The 17,351-nt window shown below is 40.4% G+C and carries 20 protein-coding genes; all 20 read left to right on the top strand.

Features of this window, described 5'->3' with window-relative positions; all coding sequences use genetic code 11:
• Positions 1-67: 67 nt before the first annotated feature.
• The 20 genes from rplF (at position 68) to adhE (ending at position 17,252) form a co-directional block, all read left to right on the top strand.
• A complete protein-coding gene (rplF, locus tag ACQRD1_RS00370) occupies positions 68-610 on the top strand; it encodes a 50S ribosomal protein L6 (RefSeq protein WP_235233707.1) in 543 nt (180 codons plus the stop codon).
• A 17-nt stretch (positions 611-627) separates the two neighbouring features.
• On the top strand, positions 628-996 hold the full coding sequence (gene rplR / locus ACQRD1_RS00365; RefSeq protein ID WP_235233708.1) for a 50S ribosomal protein L18: 369 nt from the start codon (positions 628-630) through the stop codon (positions 994-996).
• Between the two features lie 14 nt (positions 997-1,010).
• Entirely contained in the window at positions 1,011-1,520 is a 510-nt protein-coding gene (gene rpsE / locus ACQRD1_RS00360) for a 30S ribosomal protein S5 (protein ID WP_235233710.1), read from the top strand.
• 14 nt (positions 1,521-1,534) lie between these two features.
• Complete coding sequence (gene rpmD, locus ACQRD1_RS00355) at positions 1,535-1,714, top strand: 50S ribosomal protein L30 (protein WP_235233711.1); 180 nt, start codon at positions 1,535-1,537, stop codon at positions 1,712-1,714.
• Between the two features lie 28 nt (positions 1,715-1,742).
• On the top strand, positions 1,743-2,183 hold the full coding sequence (gene rplO, locus ACQRD1_RS00350; protein ID WP_235233713.1) for a 50S ribosomal protein L15: 441 nt from the start codon (positions 1,743-1,745) through the stop codon (positions 2,181-2,183).
• On the top strand, positions 2,183-3,499 hold the full coding sequence (gene secY / locus ACQRD1_RS00345; protein WP_427786767.1) for a preprotein translocase subunit SecY: 1,317 nt from the start codon (positions 2,183-2,185) through the stop codon (positions 3,497-3,499). Before rplO ends, secY begins: the two co-directional genes overlap by 1 nt.
• A gap of 68 nt (positions 3,500-3,567) precedes the next feature.
• Complete coding sequence (locus ACQRD1_RS00340) at positions 3,568-4,212, top strand: adenylate kinase (protein WP_235233719.1); 645 nt, start codon at positions 3,568-3,570, stop codon at positions 4,210-4,212.
• Between the two features lie 4 nt (positions 4,213-4,216).
• A complete protein-coding gene (map, locus tag ACQRD1_RS00335; RefSeq protein ID WP_235233720.1) occupies positions 4,217-4,978 on the top strand; it encodes a type I methionyl aminopeptidase in 762 nt (253 codons plus the stop codon).
• 11 nt (positions 4,979-4,989) lie between these two features.
• The gene (locus ACQRD1_RS00330; RefSeq protein ID WP_235233721.1) at positions 4,990-5,250 is read left to right on the top strand and encodes a KOW domain-containing RNA-binding protein; all 261 of its coding nucleotides are present in this window, start codon (positions 4,990-4,992) and stop codon (positions 5,248-5,250) included.
• Positions 5,251-5,253: 3 nt separating this feature from the next.
• Positions 5,254-5,472: a translation initiation factor IF-1 gene (gene infA / locus ACQRD1_RS00325; protein WP_004607275.1), complete on the top strand. Its 219-nt coding sequence runs from the start codon at positions 5,254-5,256 to the stop codon at positions 5,470-5,472.
• A 146-nt stretch (positions 5,473-5,618) separates the two neighbouring features.
• Positions 5,619-5,732, top strand: coding sequence for a 50S ribosomal protein L36 (gene rpmJ, locus ACQRD1_RS00320; protein WP_003022746.1), 114 nt, complete (start codon positions 5,619-5,621; stop codon positions 5,730-5,732).
• Positions 5,733-6,032: 300 nt separating this feature from the next.
• The gene (rpsM, locus tag ACQRD1_RS00315) at positions 6,033-6,401 is read left to right on the top strand and encodes a 30S ribosomal protein S13 (RefSeq protein ID WP_235233722.1); all 369 of its coding nucleotides are present in this window, start codon (positions 6,033-6,035) and stop codon (positions 6,399-6,401) included.
• A gap of 140 nt (positions 6,402-6,541) precedes the next feature.
• On the top strand, positions 6,542-6,937 hold the full coding sequence (gene rpsK, locus ACQRD1_RS00310) for a 30S ribosomal protein S11 (protein ID WP_049729986.1): 396 nt from the start codon (positions 6,542-6,544) through the stop codon (positions 6,935-6,937).
• Positions 6,938-7,003: 66 nt separating this feature from the next.
• Positions 7,004-7,597: a 30S ribosomal protein S4 gene (gene rpsD, locus ACQRD1_RS00305; protein ID WP_347375744.1), complete on the top strand. Its 594-nt coding sequence runs from the start codon at positions 7,004-7,006 to the stop codon at positions 7,595-7,597.
• A 30-nt stretch (positions 7,598-7,627) separates the two neighbouring features.
• Entirely contained in the window at positions 7,628-8,587 is a 960-nt protein-coding gene (locus ACQRD1_RS00300) for a DNA-directed RNA polymerase subunit alpha (protein WP_235233727.1), read from the top strand.
• A 215-nt stretch (positions 8,588-8,802) separates the two neighbouring features.
• Positions 8,803-9,339 (top strand): bL17 family ribosomal protein, encoded by a 537-nt coding sequence (locus tag ACQRD1_RS00295; RefSeq protein ID WP_235233728.1) that lies wholly within the window; start codon positions 8,803-8,805, stop codon positions 9,337-9,339.
• 118 nt (positions 9,340-9,457) lie between these two features.
• Entirely contained in the window at positions 9,458-10,657 is a 1,200-nt protein-coding gene (locus ACQRD1_RS00290; RefSeq protein WP_427786766.1) for an InlB B-repeat-containing protein, read from the top strand.
• A gap of 233 nt (positions 10,658-10,890) precedes the next feature.
• Positions 10,891-12,723, top strand: coding sequence for an NAD(P)-binding protein (locus tag ACQRD1_RS00285; RefSeq protein WP_427742611.1), 1,833 nt, complete (start codon positions 10,891-10,893; stop codon positions 12,721-12,723).
• Positions 12,717-14,471, top strand: a complete 1,755-nt coding sequence (locus ACQRD1_RS00280) for a [FeFe] hydrogenase, group A (protein ID WP_235233731.1) — start codon at positions 12,717-12,719, stop codon at positions 14,469-14,471. Before ACQRD1_RS00285 ends, ACQRD1_RS00280 begins: the two co-directional genes overlap by 7 nt.
• Before the next feature lie 168 nt (positions 14,472-14,639).
• Positions 14,640-17,252, top strand: a complete 2,613-nt coding sequence (adhE, locus tag ACQRD1_RS00275) for a bifunctional acetaldehyde-CoA/alcohol dehydrogenase (protein ID WP_235233732.1) — start codon at positions 14,640-14,642, stop codon at positions 17,250-17,252.
• Positions 17,253-17,351: the final 99 nt, after the last annotated feature.

Below are 17,351 nucleotides of genomic sequence, written 5' to 3'. Positions count from 1 at the left end.
CTCAATGTAACTGAAAACAGAGTGGGTGTGACCCATTCCGAAAATTTAAGTTAAGGAGGATAAGGCAATGTCACGTATAGGAAGACTGCCAGTAGCAATCCCAGCAGGCGTAACTGTTGAAATTGCAGAGAATAATGTAGTGACTGTAAAAGGTCCAAAGGGAACACTCGTAAGAGAACTTCCTACAGAGATGGAAATCAAAGTAGAAGGTGAAGAAGTAGTTGTAACAAGACCAAACGATTTAAAGAAAATGAAATCCTTACATGGTCTTACAAGAACACTGATCAACAACATGGTTGTTGGTGTAACGAACGGATATGAAAAAGTTCTGGAAGTTAACGGTGTTGGATATAGAGCAGCAAAGTCTGGAAACAAACTGACACTGAACCTTGGATATTCTCATCCAGTAGAAATGGTTGATCCAGAAGGTCTTGAGACTGTTGTAGAAGGACAGAACAAGATTATCGTAAAAGGTATCAGCAAAGAAAAAGTAGGTCAGTATGCAGCTGAGATCAGAGATAAGAGAAGACCTGAGCCATATAAGGGCAAAGGTATTAAGTATGCTGATGAAGTAATCAGACGTAAAGTCGGCAAGACAGGTAAGAAATAAGAAAGGAGAGTGTAAAAATGGTTAGCAAAAAATCAAGAAGTGTCGTTCGTGTTAACAAACACAGAAAATTACGTAACCGTTTGAGCGGTACTGCTGAGTGCCCACGTCTAGCGGTATTTAGAAGTAACAATCATATGTATGCTCAGATCATTGATGATACAGCTCACAATACCCTGGTTTCCGCATCCACTCTTCAGAAAGATGTGAAAGCAAACTTAGAGAAAACAAACAACGTTGAAGCAGCAGCATATCTTGGTAAAGTAATTGCTGAGAAAGCGTTGGAAAAAGGTATTAAAGACGTTGTCTTCGATAGAGGCGGATTTATTTACCAGGGCAAGATTCAGGCATTAGCAGACGCAGCTAGAGAAGCTGGGTTGAATTTCTAGAAGGAGGAGCACACATGAAACAAGAACGTATTGATGCTAGTCAGTTAGAATTAAATGAAAAAGTAGTATCAATTAAACGTGTAACCAAAGTTGTTAAAGGTGGCCGTAATATGAGATTCACAGCTTTAGTAGTTGTTGGCGACGGAAATGGCCATGTTGGTGCAGGTTTAGGAAAAGCTACAGAAATTCCGGAAGCAATCCGCAAAGGAAAAGAAGATGCAGCTAAAAACCTCATCTCTGTAGCATTAGATGAAAATGAAAGTATTACACATGATTTTATCGGTAAATTCGGAGGAGCTTCCGTATTACTTAAGAAAGCTCCAGAAGGTACTGGAGTTATCGCCGGTGGTCCGGCACGTGCCGTAATCGAGATGGCAGGAATCAAGAATATCCGTACAAAATCTCTTGGTTCTAACAACAAACAGAATGTTGTTCTGGCTACGATCGATGGATTACGTCAGGTAAAGACTCCGGAAGAGGTTGCTAAGCTTCGCGGTAAATCTGTTGAAGAGATCTTAGGCTAAGGAGGTAGATGAAGATGGCAAACTTAAAAGTTACATTAGTAAAATCTACAATTGGTGCTGTACCAAAGCATAAGAAGACTGTTGAAGCATTAGGCTTAAGAAAAGTAAACAAGACAGTTGAACTGCCGGATAATGCAGCAACAAGAGGTATGATTAAGCAGGTTCAACACCTGGTAAAAGTAGAAGAAGCATAAGTAATAATTCGGATAAGGAGGTGTCACAATGGATTTATCAAACTTAAGACCTGCTGATGGAGCAAAACAGAGTGATAATTTCAGAAGAGGACGTGGACACGGTTCTGGAAATGGTAAGACAGCTGGTAAGGGACACAAAGGTCAGAAAGCTCGTTCTGGAGCAACAAGACCAGGTTTCGAAGGTGGTCAGATGCCATTATATAGAAGAATACCAAAGAGAGGTTTCACGAACAGAAACTCTAAGACAATCGTTGGTATTAATGTAAGCGCTCTTGAGGTATTTGATAATGATGCTGTTGTTTCTGTAGAGACTCTGATCGAACAGGGTATCGTTAAGAATCCAAGAGATGGTGTTAAGATTCTTGGAAATGGCGAACTTACAAAGAAACTTACAGTACAGGCAAATGCATTTAGTGCAGGCGCAGTAGAAAAGATTGAGGCTTTAGGTGGAAAAGCAGAGGTGATCTAATGTTAGAAACATTCCGAAAGGCATTTCAAATTAAGGATATTCGCAAGAAAATCGGATATACGTTTTTAATGTTAATCGTGATAAGAATCGGATCACAGTTGCCGACACCGGGCGTGAATGCCGATTATATTAAGGAATTTTTTGCACAGAACACTGGTGAAGCGTTTAATTTGTTTAACGCTTTCACCGGTGGCTCTTTTGAGCAGATGTCTATATTTGCTCTGAGTATTACGCCGTACATTACATCTTCCATTATCATGCAGCTTCTTACAATTGCAATTCCAAAACTTGAAGAAATGCAAAAAGAAGGAGAAGATGGAAGAAAGAAGATTGTAGCTATCACTCGTTATCTGACAGTAGGACTTGCTCTGTTTGAGTCTACTGCCATGGCAGTCGGATTCGGACGTCAGGGATTATTGAAAGAATACAATTTTGTAAATGCTGCAATTGTAGTTCTGACACTTACAGCAGGATCTGCATTCTTGATGTGGATCGGTGAGAGAATTACAGAAAAGGGCGTAGGAAATGGTATTTCCATCGTGCTTGTAATTAATATTATCTCACGTATACCTAGTGATATGAATTCACTGTTTGAGCAATTCGTTAAGGAAAAACCGATTGCATCTGCAGGACTTGCAGTCCTTGTTATCGTTGCAATCATCGTAGCTCTTGTCGTATTTGTCGTTATTCTTCAGGATGGTGAAAGAAGGATTGCGGTACAGTATTCTCAGAAAGTTGTTGGTAGAAAAACTTATGGTGGACAGTCCAGCAACATTCCTTTGAAAGTAAATACTGCTGGTGTAATTCCTATTATCTTTGCATCCTCATTAATGCAGTTCCCGATCGTAATTGCTTCATTCATGGGCAAAGGAAATGGGACTGGAATTGGCAGCGAGATTTTACGAGGAATGAATCAGGGCAACTGGTGTAATCCAGAGCATTTGAGATATACTTGGGGATTAATTGTATACATTATTCTGACTGTTTTTTTTGCATATTTCTATACGTCCATTACATTTAATCCGTTAGAGATTGCAAATAATATGAAGAAAAATGGCGGCTTTATTCCAGGTATTCGTCCGGGAAAACCAACGGTTGAATATCTGACCAAGATATTGAATTATATTATATTTATTGGAGCATGTGGTCTTGTAGTTATACAGATTATCCCGATTTTCTTCAATGGATGGCTGGGAGCAAGTGTATCGTTCGGAGGTACATCGTTGATCATTATTGTCAGTGTTATTCTGGAAACTATGAAACAAATCGAATCACAGACACTTGTTCGCAATTATAAAGGATTTTTGAATAGTTAATGAACGAATGATTTTGACTCGCGGAATTTTTTTCGCGGGTTAAAATACTATAAAGGAGGAACACCCATATGAAAATTATTATGTTAGGTGCCCCTGGTGCGGGCAAGGGAACTCAGGCAAAGAAAATTGCAGCAAAGTACGACATTCCTCACATTTCAACTGGTGACATCTTTAGAGCGAACATTAAAAATGGTACTGAGTTGGGGAAAAAGGCAAAAACTTACATGGATCAGGGACTTTTAGTTCCAGATGAACTGGTTGTAGATCTGGTCGTAGATCGTGTGAATCAGGAAGATTGTAAGAATGGATATGTTCTTGACGGATTTCCGAGAACAATCCCACAGGCAGAAGCACTTGATAAAGCGCTCACTGAACTGGGACAGAAAGTTGATTATGCAATTGATGTAGATGTTCCAGATGAGAATATTGTCCGTCGCATGGGCGGAAGACGTGCTTGTGTTGGATGTGGAGCTACATATCATTTGGAATATGCACCAACAAAAGTAGAAGGAGTCTGTGATGTCTGTGGCAAAGAGCTGATTCTCAGAGATGATGATAAACCAGAGACTGTAAAAAAACGTCTTGGAGTATATCATGAGCAGACACAGCCATTGATTGATTACTATACAAATGCCGGAATTTTGAAAACTGTTGATGGAACGATTGATATTAATGATGTATTCCAGGCAATTGTAGATATTTTAGGAGAATAAGAACATGCCAATCACAATCAAATCGTCCAGAGAAATTGAATTAATGACTGAAGCCGGACGTATATTGGAAATTGTTCATAACGAATTAGGAAAGGCTCTGCGACCAGGAATGAGTACCAAGGATATCGATCGTCTGGGTGAAGAAATCATCCGCAGTTACGGTTGTATTCCATCATTTCTTAATTATAATGGATATCCAGCATCTATCTGTGTATCTGTGAATGAGGAAGTGGTTCATGGAATTCCTGACAAGCATCGAATTATTCGTGAAGGTGATATTGTCAGCCTGGATGCCGGAGTCATTTACAAAGGATATCATTCCGATGCCGCGAGAACTCACGGCATCGGAACAATCAGCAAGGAAGCAGAAGATCTGATTAGAATAACCAGAGAATGCTTCTTTGAAGGTATAAAATACGCAAAAGAAGGCAATTATTTATTTGACATTTCGGCAGCAATTGGCAATTATGCGCAGGAGCGTGGTTATGGAGTCGTTCGTGATCTGTGCGGACATGGAATTGGGACTGCGTTGCATGAAGCTCCTGAAATACCGAATTATAAGATGAACAGAAAAGGTGTAAAGCTGAAAGCCGGAATGACTTTGGCAATTGAACCGATGATTAACATAGGAACCTGGGAGGTTGACTGGTTAGATGACGACTGGACTGTTGTATCCAGAGACCGCTCACTTTCAGCGCATTATGAAAACACGGTATTAATTACCAAAGATGAACCGATACTTTTAACCTTGACCCAAGACAGCTAGGAGACGCAGTTATGGACAGATATCAGACAGGAATGCTTGCAAAATCAAAAGCGGGTCATGACACCGGTAAGGTTTATGTTATAATGGACATTGACGACACATATGTATATTTAGCGGATGGCAGAATTAGAACATTAGATAAGTTAAAAAGAAAAAAGAAAAAACATGTTCAGATTATTTGCAAAAAATATGATGTCACCGCAATTGATGACGTAGCAATCAAACGGATACTTAAGGAATGGAATAAAGAAGGAAAAAATCAGGAGGAATAAAACATGTCAAAAGCTGACGTTATTGAAATTGAAGGAACTGTAGTAGAAAAATTACCGAACGCAATGTTCCAGGTTGAGTTAGAGAATGGCCATCAGGTACTTGCACATATCAGTGGAAAGCTGAGAATGAACTTTATCAAAATCTTACCTGGCGATAAGGTAACATTGGAATTATCTCCATATGACCTCTCAAAGGGAAGAATTATCTGGAGAGATAAATAATATAAAATTATCTATTGACTTTGTTTGACAACAAGTGTTATACTATATAAGCACGTTTTTGGGTGCTTTAATATTGATGCGTATTTTTAAGCATTCAGGATGTGAGAGAACTATAGACATAGCAATGGATGAAAGGAGGATCCCCCGTGAAGGTTAGATCATCAGTAAAACCAATTTGCGAAAAATGTAAAGTTATTAAAAGAAAAGGAAGCATTCGCATTATCTGCGAAAATCCGAAGCATAAACAAAGACAGGGATAGGCACTGAACACTCAGTGAGAAGGCCGTTCGATGAGCAGAGCAAATCGAACATTCTTATGTTTATGAACAAATTAGGCGGCTGATAGTAGACACGCCAGGAGGTGTGTAGACTATTTGATATACAAGGAACACCTGTAGCCGGTGCTTTTCCTCGTATATTGCTTCTAATGCCGGCCCGTCATTACCGTTCATACGGTGGCCGGAAAGGGCATGGATACCGAACATGCCTGGGTAATGCTAAGGCAGAACCCCTATTAAAGTCGATGTAAAAAAATCAAAAAGAAAATGGAGGAAATTCACATGGCTCGTATAGCAGGTGTAGATTTACCAAGAGACAAACGTGTTGAGATCGGATTAACTTATATCTACGGAATCGGTAGACCGAGTGCAACCCGTATTTTAGCACAGGCAGGAGTTGATCCTGATATTCGCTGTAGAGATCTTACAGACGAAGATGTAAAGAAAATTAGTGCAGTAATTGATGAGACTCAGGTAGTAGAAGGTGATCTTCGTAGAGAGATCGCTCTGAACATCAAGAGATTGCAGGAGATCGGATGCTATAGAGGAATCCGTCACAGAAAAGGACTTCCGGTTCGTGGTCAGAAGACTAAGACAAATGCAAGAACAAGAAAAGGTCCTAAGAGAACAGTAGCAAATAAGAAGAAATAGGCTGAAAGCAACTTAGTGAGAGCAAGTTAAAAATGCAGCTCGAATTTAGTGCGAGGCCGTTCGCGAATCTTAGCGAATGCATAGCATGAGCTTAGCTGAGCGAACATACCAAAAAAAAGAAAGTGTAGGTTAGTTTTATTATGGCAAAGAAAGTTACAAAGAAAGTGACAAAGAAACGTGTCAAGAAAAACGTTGAACACGGACAGGCTCACATCCAGTCATCTTTTAATAACACAATCGTTACTTTAACAGATGCACAGGGAAATGCTCTTTCATGGGCAAGTGCAGGCGGTCTGGGATTTAGAGGTTCAAGGAAATCTACCCCTTATGCAGCTCAGATGGCAGCTGAGACAGCAGCTAAAGCAGCATTGGTACATGGTTTGAAATCAGTTGACGTAATGGTTAAAGGACCAGGTTCAGGTAGAGAAGCAGCAATCCGTGCCCTTCAGGCATGTGGAATCGATGTAACAAGCATTAAGGATGTTACTCCAGTACCACACAATGGTTGCCGTCCACCGAAACGCAGAAGAGTCTAATTATCAATTAATAGTTCACGTTGACGGATTGATTTATCCGAATTTAAATAGGAGGAAAACAAAAACATGGCAGTAAATAGAGTTCCGGTTCTTAAAAGATGCAGATCCCTTGGTATGGATCCGGTATATTTAGGAATTGATAAAAAGTCTAACAGACAGTTGAAAAGATCAAATAGAAAAATGAGCGAGTATGGTCTTCAGTTACGTGAAAAACAGAAAGCTAAATTTATCTATGGTGTATTAGAGAAACCTTTCAGAAACTACTTTGAGAAAGCTCAGCGTATGAGTGGTATGACAGGTGATAACCTGATGAAAATGCTGGAATCCAGATTAGATAACGTAGTATTCCGTCTGGGTCTTGCAAGAACAAGACGTGAAGCTAGACAGATCGTTGATCACAAGCATGTTCTTGTAAATGGAAAGCAGATCAACATTCCATCTTACCTGATCAAAGCAGGCGATGTAATTGAAATCAAAGAATCTAAGAAGAGCTCACCAAGATATAAAGAAATCGTTGAGGTTACAGGCGGACGTCTGGTTCCAGAATGGTTAGAAGCTGATCTTGAGAACCTGAAAGGAACAGTAAAAGAACTTCCAAGACGTGAAGAAATTGATGTTCCTGTAGATGAGATGTTAATCGTCGAATTATATTCTAAATAATAACCCGTAACACCACAGGAGGTGGACTTAGTGTTTGATTTTAATAAACCCAACATTGAAATAACTGAGATTTCAGAAGATAAAAAGTATGGAAGATTTGTTGTAGAACCGCTGGAAAGAGGTTATGGTACAACATTAGGAAACTCTCTTAGAAGAATTATGCTTTCATCTTTGCCAGGAGCTGCAATCAGCCAGGTAAAGATTGATGGTGTTCTTCATGAGTTCAGTTCTATTCCGGGTGTTAAGGAAGATGTTACTGAGATTATCATGAACTTGAAATCTTTGGCTATCAAGAATACATCTGAGACAGATGAACCGAAGACAGCTTATATTGAATTCGAAGGAGAAGGCGTTGTTACGGCAGCGGACATCCAGGTGGATCAGGATATCGAGATCATGAATCCAGAGACCGTTATTGCAACATTAAACGGCGGGGCAGACAGCAAATTATACATGGAACTCACCATTACAAAGGGCAGAGGGTATGTAAGTTCTGATAAAAATAAAAACGATGAATTACCAATTGCAGTAATTCCAATCGATTCTATTTACACCCCGGTGGAACGTGTGAACCTCACTGTTGAAAACACACGTGTTGGACAGATTACAGACTTTGATAAGTTGACATTAGATGTGTACACTAATGGTACACTGCTTCCGGATGAAGCAGTCAGCCTGGCTGCAAAAGTGTTAAGCGAACATCTGAAACTCTTTATCGACCTGTCTGAAGTGGCTCAGGCTGCTGAAGTAATGATTGAAAAAGAAGATGATGAAAAAGAAAAAGTTCTTGAAATGAGTATTGACGAATTAGAATTATCTGTTCGTTCTTACAACTGCCTGAAGAGAGCAGGAATTAATACTGTAGAAGAACTTACGAACAGAACACCGGAAGATATGATGAAAGTACGTAACCTTGGACGTAAGTCTTTGGAAGAAGTACTTGCAAAATTAGATGAATTAGGATTAAGCTTAAGCAGAGGCGAAGAGTAGAACACTTAACGAATGCAAGCTGTAAGCGAAGCATGAGTTTAGTGTGAACTCTGTCCTTCGGAACTTAATGAGCGCGAGTGTAAGCGAAGTGCGATTTAGTAAGAAGGACTTCCATCAAAATGATTTTCACCAGTAAGCCCGAAGTGCGTGGTGAAGCATTTGGCTAGTAAGCCCGAAGAAGCATAACCAAGTGTTATTAATGGAGGATTTGAAAAATGGCAAAATATAGAAAACTTGGCAGAACATCAAGCCAGAGAAAAGCATTATTGAGAAACCAGGTAACAGCATTGCTTAACAACGGCAAGATCGTTACTACAGAAGCTAAGGCAAAAGAGATCCGCAAGATCGCTGAAGGCCTTATTGCAATGGCAGTAAAAGAAAAAGACAACTTTGAAGAAGTTACTGTAAAAGCTAAAGTTGCCCGCAAGGACAAAGATGGCAAGAGAGTAAAAGAGGTTGTAGACGGTAAGAAAGTTACTGTATATGACGAAGTTGAGAAGAAGATCAAGAAAGATATGCCAAGCAGACTTCACGCTCGTCGTGAGATGTTGAAAGTTCTTTACCCAGTAAAAGAAGTTCCGACAACTCCAGCTGGAAGAAAGAAAAATACAAAAGAAGTTGATCTTGTTGCAAAACTCTTTGACGAAATTGCACCAAAATACGAGAACCGTAACGGTGGTTACACAAGAATCGTAAAGATCGGTCAGCGTAAAGGTGATGCAGCAATGGAAGTTCTGATTGAACTTGTATAATATTATGGGCTAAAAAGGAATTCTAGATAATTAGGATTCCTTTTTGTTGAATTTGTATTTCATTTGTGATATTATAAAAGAGTATCTTATTAATATTTAACATATGGGGATAAAGAGTATGAAAAAGAGTATGAGAAAGAAAATTATGAGCATTATCACTGTAATGTTGCTTGCAGTTATGTTAGTGCCAGGAGAAGTATTTGCGGAAGGAAGCGAAGAATATACACCAGTAGATGGTCTGGCATATACATCGGTGGATGGATCTTGCCATATTAATATATATGCAACAGAAGGTGGTACGGTAAATAAGATTGGTGAAAATGATGATAAAACGTTTAGCCAACTATTGGGATATAAACAGTACCAAGCGGTAGCTGATGAGGGGTATAGATTTGTTGGATTTAGTTATGAATTGACGTGTGAAATGTGGTTGGCTGGAAATGGAGTAGCTCCAAATGATTCCCAGCGCACAAGCTTTAGAGGAAGTCGACTCGGAACGTTTTACAGAGTAAGTTCATGTAGCTCAGATGGAACGGTTGTAGACAATGCGAAGACAGCATATGTTTCAAGTCCTGATAATGACATGATTCAGCTCAATCGTCTTTTATCTGTAGGAGAATCAGTTTTATACCCTTTGACATATAATGTGTATGCAAAATTTGAAAAAATACCTACTTATACTGTAACATATACGGATGGCGTGGACGATGAAGAAGTGTTTGCAGATCAGACATATACAGAATATGAAGATGCAGACACACCAGCATTTAGTGGAAGTACGACCCGTGAGGGATACATATTTACTGGCTGGGATCCGGATGTAGAAGAAAAGGTAACAAAAGATGCTACATATGCTGCAACATGGGCAGAGGATAAAAATGGCAATGGCATAGACGATGCGCAGGAACCTAAATATACAGTAACCTATACAGATGGCGTAGAAGACGAAGAAATATTCGCTGATCAGAAAACAGAAGTATTAAGTGGGTTAGCAACACCGGAATTTAACGGTACACCTACTCGTAAAGGTTATACATTTAAGGGATGGAATCCAAAAGTTGAACTGACAGTAACCGACAATGCAGTGTATACAGCAGTATGGGAAAAAGATACGGTTATTGATAAAGAAGATGGCAATAGCGGAAATAAAGATAATACCAACACAAATGGAAACACAACAAAAAATTCCAATGATAAAGCCAATACTTCTAAAACGGTACAAACAGGCGATAATTCAAATATCGGAATCTGGGCAATTTTGATGATGTTATGTGCAGCAGTTGTTGTTACATTAACAGTTAGAAAAAAAGTAAGATAGATATAGTTGATTTATAAAGCGAAGAAATTTAGGTTTCTTCGCTTTTTTCTATACAAAAACAAATAAAAAGGAACACTGCAATTTTAATCTGGGACGGAGGAAAATGAAAATCCCACGTCCCCATTATCGTTAAATAATCTACTTATCGAAAAACTAAATACAAACCGAAAATATAGTGATATAATAAATAAACTGTGTATTAAACCAGAAAAAAGAAAGAAGGGATGTTGTTAATGAGTAGGTTAGAGATCGCTTCGCCTAAGAGAGCCAGAATTGTAATGGAAGGATTGTATAAAGACTTAGAGCGAAGAATTGAATCCAGCCCACCGGGATTATGCCCGGTAGACATGTCACGTGCATTTTTGGAATTATGCCATGCGCAGACATGTGGAAAATGTGTTCCGTGTCGTATAGGGCTGGGACAGTTAAACCATTTTATCAAGGATGTTCTTGATGGAAAAGCAACTATGGAGACATTGGATGTTATGGAGCAGACCGCCTTGTCTATCATGGAGTCAGCCGATTGTGCCATTGGGTATGAAGCTGCAAATATGGTATATAAGGGACTGATCGGATACCGTGATGATTATGTGGAGCATATTAAAAATGGAAGATGTACCTGTACATATAATCAGCCGGTACCGTGTGTATCTTTGTGTCCGGCACATGTAGATATTCCGGGTTACATAGCGCTTGTAGGAGAAGGCAGATATGCAGATGCTATCCGTTTAATCCGAAAAGATAATCCATTTCCAACAACTTGCGGTTTTATCTGTGAGCATCCGTGTGAAGCACGCTGCAGAAGAAATATGGTGGATGATTCCATCAACATTCGTGGTCTCAAGAGGGTGGCTGCTGATTTTGCTGGTGAGGTAGAGCCACCGACATGTGCACCAAGTACAGGAAAGAGAATTGCTGTACTCGGCGGAGGTCCAGGAGGATTAAGTGCAGCTTACTATCTGCAACTGATGGGTCATCAGGCTACGGTATATGAGATGCTTCCAAAACTTGGGGGAATGCTTCGTTATGGAATTCCGAATTATCGTCTGCCTAAGGAAAGATTAGACGAAGATATCAATGCTATTTTAAAGACTGGCGTAGAGGTAAAACATGGTCTTAAGATTGGACAGGATATCACAATTCAAGAACTGAGAGCACAATACGATGCTGTGCTGATTACGATTGGGGCAAGCACAGATAAAAAACTGGGACTGGAAGGGGAAGATGCAGATGGAGTATTATCTGCTGTTCAGTTCCTGAGAAATGTAGGCAAGAACGAGATTATGGATCTGACCGGCAAGGAAGTTGCTGTCATCGGGGGCGGCAATGTTTCTATGGATGCGGTTCGTACGGCAAAACGTCTCGGTGCTAAGAAAGTAAGTATTGTGTACAGAAGAAGAGTTGCAGATATGACAGCTCTTCCAGGAGAAATTGACGGCGCTGTTGCTGAAGGAATCGAACTTCAGACATTAAAAGCACCTGCGTCACTGGATATTGATGAAAATAATCATATCAAAGGTATTTATGTGACTCCGCAGATGGTAAGTGCAATCAAGGATGGACGAGCAAGTATCAAACCGACTGGCGAAGAGGATATTTATATTCCATGCGATGTATTGGTTGTTGCAATCGGTCAGAATATTGAGACACGCCATTTTGAGGAAGCTGGTATTCCGGTAGAACGTGGTAAGATTGTTACAAAGAGCACAGGAACCTTTGAAAATATGCCAGGAGTATTTGCAGGAGGAGACTGCGCAAGCGGCCCTGCTTCTGTAATAAAGGCAATTGCTGCAGCGAAGGTTGTAGCGGCTAATATTGATGAATATCTCGGCTATCACCATGAAATTTCCTGTGACGTAGAGATTCCAGAGGCACATCTGGATGACCGTACACCTTGTGGACGTGTGAATCTTACAGAACGAGAAGCTTGTGAAAGAGTCTGTGATTTTGAGGGTGTAGAGAACTGCATGACCGAAAAAGAAGCAAAACAGGAAGCAAGCAGATGTCTGCGGTGTGATCATTTTGGATATGGCATATTTAAGGGAGGCAGAGAGACATTATGGTAAATCTTGTAATTGATGGAAAACAAATATCCGTAAAAGAAAATACCACGATTATGGAGGCTGCCGCTCAAAATGGGATTCATATTCCTAAATTGTGTTATCTGAAAGGAATTAACGAGATCGCAGCCTGTCGTGTATGTGTAGTTGAATTAGAGGGAAAGGATAAACTGATTACCTCATGTAATAATGTTGCTGAGGAAGGTATGGTAATCCATACAAACAGTCCAAAAGTACGCAGGGACAGAAAAACCAATGTAGAGTTGATCTTATCTCAGCATAATTGTCAGTGTGTGGCATGTTCAAGAAGTGGCAACTGTAGCCTTCAGTCAGTTGCCAATGACTTGAATATTATCGATATTCCATACAAGATGGAGATCGAGAAACAGCCTTGGAATAAGAATTTTCCACTGATCCGTGATTCCTCCAAATGTATTAAGTGTATGCGGTGTATTCAGGTCTGTGATAAAGTACAGGGATTGAGTGTCTGGGATGTGGAAGGAACCGGATCCAGAACGACTGTAAATGTAGGTGGTCATAAGAACATTCAGGAAGCAGACTGTTCATTGTGCGGACAGTGTATTACACATTGTCCGGTAGGAGCATTGAGCGAGAGAAATGATACGGAAAAGGTCTGGGAAGCAATTGCAGATCCAGATAAAATTGTTGTAGCTCAGGTTGCACCGGCTGTACGTGCTGCATGGGGCGAACAGATTGGACTTGCTCCAGAAGATGCAACCATTGGAAAGATATTGGATGCCTTGAAGCGTATGGGTGTGGACTACGTGTTTGATACTGTATTTTCAGCCGATCTGACAATCATGGAAGAAGGACACGAATTTGTTCAGCGTTTTACAAATGGTGAACTGAAAGATCGCCCGATGTTTACATCATGCTGTCCAGGATGGATTCGTTTTATTAAAACACAGTATCCACATTTGGTAAAATATTTATCCTCTGCAAAATCACCACAGCAGATGTTCGGCGCAGCAATGAAGACCTACTTTGCAGAAAAACTAGGTGTATCACCAGAGAAAATCTACACCGTGTCTGTAATGCCTTGTGTTGCGAAAAAAGGCGAGAGCGAGATGGAACTGTTCTATGGAGAATATGCAGGACATGACATTGATACAGTAATCACGACCAGAGAGCTGGTAAGAATGATTCGTTCTGCACACATCAGCCCTGATACATTGGTAGATATTGAAAGCGACCGCCCGATGCAGGCTGGTACAGGAGCTGGTGTCATCTTTGGAGCAACTGGCGGTGTAATGGAAGCAGCGCTTCGATCCGCATATTATATCATCAAAGGAGAAAATCCACCGGCAGATGCATTTACTGCAGTAAGAAGTCAAGGCTTCAACGAAAATGATGGTGTACAGGAAGCAGATTTCCAGATTAATGATATTACCGTCAGAACCGCTGTTGTAAGCGGTCTTGGCAATACCAGAGCACTGCTTGATAAGATAGAACGAGGAGAAGTACACTACGACTTCGTAGAAGTTATGGCATGTCCAGGAGGCTGCGTAGGCGGAGGCGGACAGCCAATCCACGATGGTGAAGAGCTGGCCTTTGAACGCGGCAAGAACCTGTACTATCTGGATGATAATTATGACATTCGATTCTCACATGAGAATCCAGATATCCTTCAGATGTACGAAGAATATTTCGAAAAGCCAATGTCACATAAAGCTCATATGCTGTTACATACAGAACATGATGCAAAAATAGTAAATTACGGCAAAGGATTTTAAAAAATAGTTAATAGGGGACGTAGTAAAATTAAAAAATACTACGTCCCCTGTTATTTTTTTGTCATTATCGTTAAAAAAATATCAAAAACATATTGACAAATAATTAACACACAGTTATACTATGACCATTGAAACGATAGTAACACAGTTACAGGGAGGATAATCAAAATGGCAAAGAAAAAAGAGGCAGTACCAGAGATTATTGATAATGTCGAAGCTCTTGAAGCAAAGATGAAGGCGATGAGAGAAGCACAGAAGATCTTCGCTACATTCACACAGGAGCAGGTAGATAAGATCTTCTTCGAGGCAGCAATGGCAGCAAACAAGATGCGAATTCCTCTTGCAAAACAGGCAGTTGAGGAAACTGGTCGTGGTATCGTGGAAGATAAGGTTATTAAGAATCATTACGCAGCAGAGTATATTTACAATGCTTATAAGAATACCAAGACTTGCGGAGTTATTGAAGAAGACCCAGCATATGGAATTAAGAAGATTGCGGAACCAATTGGCCTTGTAGCGGCAGTTATTCCTACAACTAACCCAACATCAACAGCAATTTTCAAAACATTGATCTGCTTGAAGACCAGAAATGCAATTATCATCAGTCCACATCCGGCAGCAAAAGCCTGTACGATCGCTGCAGCAAAGATTGTTCTGGATGCAGCTGTCAAAGCAGGAGCACCGGAAGGAATTATCGGATGGATTGACGTTCCGTCCCTGGAACTTACCAATACAGTTATGAGAGATGCAGATATTATCCTTGCAACAGGTGGACCTGGAATGGTGAAGGCTGCATACTCTTCAGGAAAACCGGCACTTGGCGTTGGACCTGGAAATACTCCTGTTATTATTGACGAGACAGCAGATATCAAGATGGCAGTAAATTCTATCATTCATTCTAAAACATTTGACAATGGTATGATCTGTGCATCCGAACAGTCTGTAACGGTGCTCGACAGTATCTATGATGAAGTAAAGAAAGAATTTGCATATCGTGGATGCTATTTCCTGAAAAAAGGCGAAGAGCTGGATAAAGTTCGTAAGACTATCATTATCAACGGTGCCTTAAATAATAAGATCCCAGGAAAATCTGCATATGAGATTGCAAAACTCGCAGGTGTAGATGTCCCGGAAGATACCAAGATCTTAATCGGTGAAGTGGAATCCGTTGATATCTCTGAAGAATTTGCGCATGAGAAATTATCTCCGGTACTTGGAATGTACCGAGCAAAAACATTTGATGAAGCCCTTGCAAAAGCTGAACAGTTGGTAGCAGATGGCGGATATGGACATACATCTTCTCTGTATATTCATCCTGCAGAGAAAGAGAAGATTGCAAAACATGCAGAAGCAATGAAGACTTGTCGTATCTTAATCAATACTCCATCTTCTCAGGGCGGTATCGGTGATCTTTATAACTTTAAACTTGCTCCATCTCTTACACTTGGATGTGGTTCTTGGGGAGGCAACTCTGTATCTGAGAACGTAGGTGTAAAACATCTGATTAACATTAAGACGGTCGCAGAGAGGAGAGAAAATATGCTGTGGTTTAGAACACCTGAGAAAGTATACTTTAAGAAAGGCTGTATGCCGGTGGCACTCGATGAACTCGGAACAGTGATGCACAAGAAAAAAGCATTTATCGTAACAGATACCTTCTTATATAAAAATGGTTATGTAAAACCAATTGAAGAGAAATTAGACCAGATGGGAATTCAGCATACATGCTTCTATGAAGTAGCACCAGATCCGACTCTGCAGTGTGCACAAAAAGGAACAGACCAGATGAGAGCATTTGAACCAGATACAATCATCGCACTTGGCGGTGGATCTGCAATGGATGCAGCGAAGATTATGTGGCTGATGTATGAGCATCCAGAAGCAAACTTTGAAGACATGGCTATGGACTTCATGGATATTCGCAAGAGAGTATTTACCTTCCCAAAAATGGGAGAGAAAGCCTACTTTGTTGCAATCCCGACATCTTCTGGTACAGGTTCTGAAGTGACACCATTTGCCATCATCACTGATGCAGAGACAGGCGTAAAATGGCCGATTGCAGATTACGAATTACTTCCAGATATGGCAATCGTCGACGTAGATAATGCAATGACAGCTCCAAAAGGACTGACAAGCGCATCCGGTATCGACGTTATGACACATGCAATCGAAGCATACGTATCCATTATGGCAACAGACTACACAGATGGACTTGCAATGAAAGCCGTTAAGATGGTATTCGATTATCTGCCATCTGCATATGCAAACGGAGCCAATGACCCAATCGCAAGAGAAAAGATGGCAAATGCATCCTGTATGGCTGGTATGGCATTCGCAAATGCTTTCCTTGGCCTGAACCACTCCATGGCCCACAAACTTGGAGCATTCCATCACTTGCCACACGGTGTCGCAAACGCAGTTCTCCTGACAGAAGTCATGAGATACAATGCAGCAGAAGTTCCGACCAAGATGGGAACATTCTCCCAGTACCAGTATCCACACGCACTTGCAAGATACGCAGAATTAGGACGCTTCGCCGGATGCCAAGGCAAGACAGACGAAGAAGTATTCGAAAACTTCCTCGCAAAACTGGAAGACCTCAAAGAAAAGATTGGAATCAAAAAATCCATCAAAGAATACGGAATCGACGAGAAATACTTCCTCGATACATTGGATGATATGGTTGAACAAGCCTTCAACGACCAGTGTACAGGAGCAAACCCGAGATATCCACTCATGAAAGAAATGAAAGAAATCTATCTGAAGTGTTACTACGGTTAATATTAGGGACGTAGACTTTTTAAAAAAGTCTACGTCCCTAATTGTGTTTTGTGGTGTACCTAAATGGAAAAAGGGGTGTACCCAAATGAATAAAGTTAA

The sequence above is a fragment of the Bariatricus sp. SGI.019 genome, from assembly GCF_050315235.1.
Taxonomy (GTDB): domain Bacteria; phylum Bacillota; class Clostridia; order Lachnospirales; family Lachnospiraceae; genus JAFBIX01.
The sequence above is the reverse complement of the archived record's forward strand: the minus strand, read 5'-3'. Positions and strand labels throughout refer to the sequence as shown.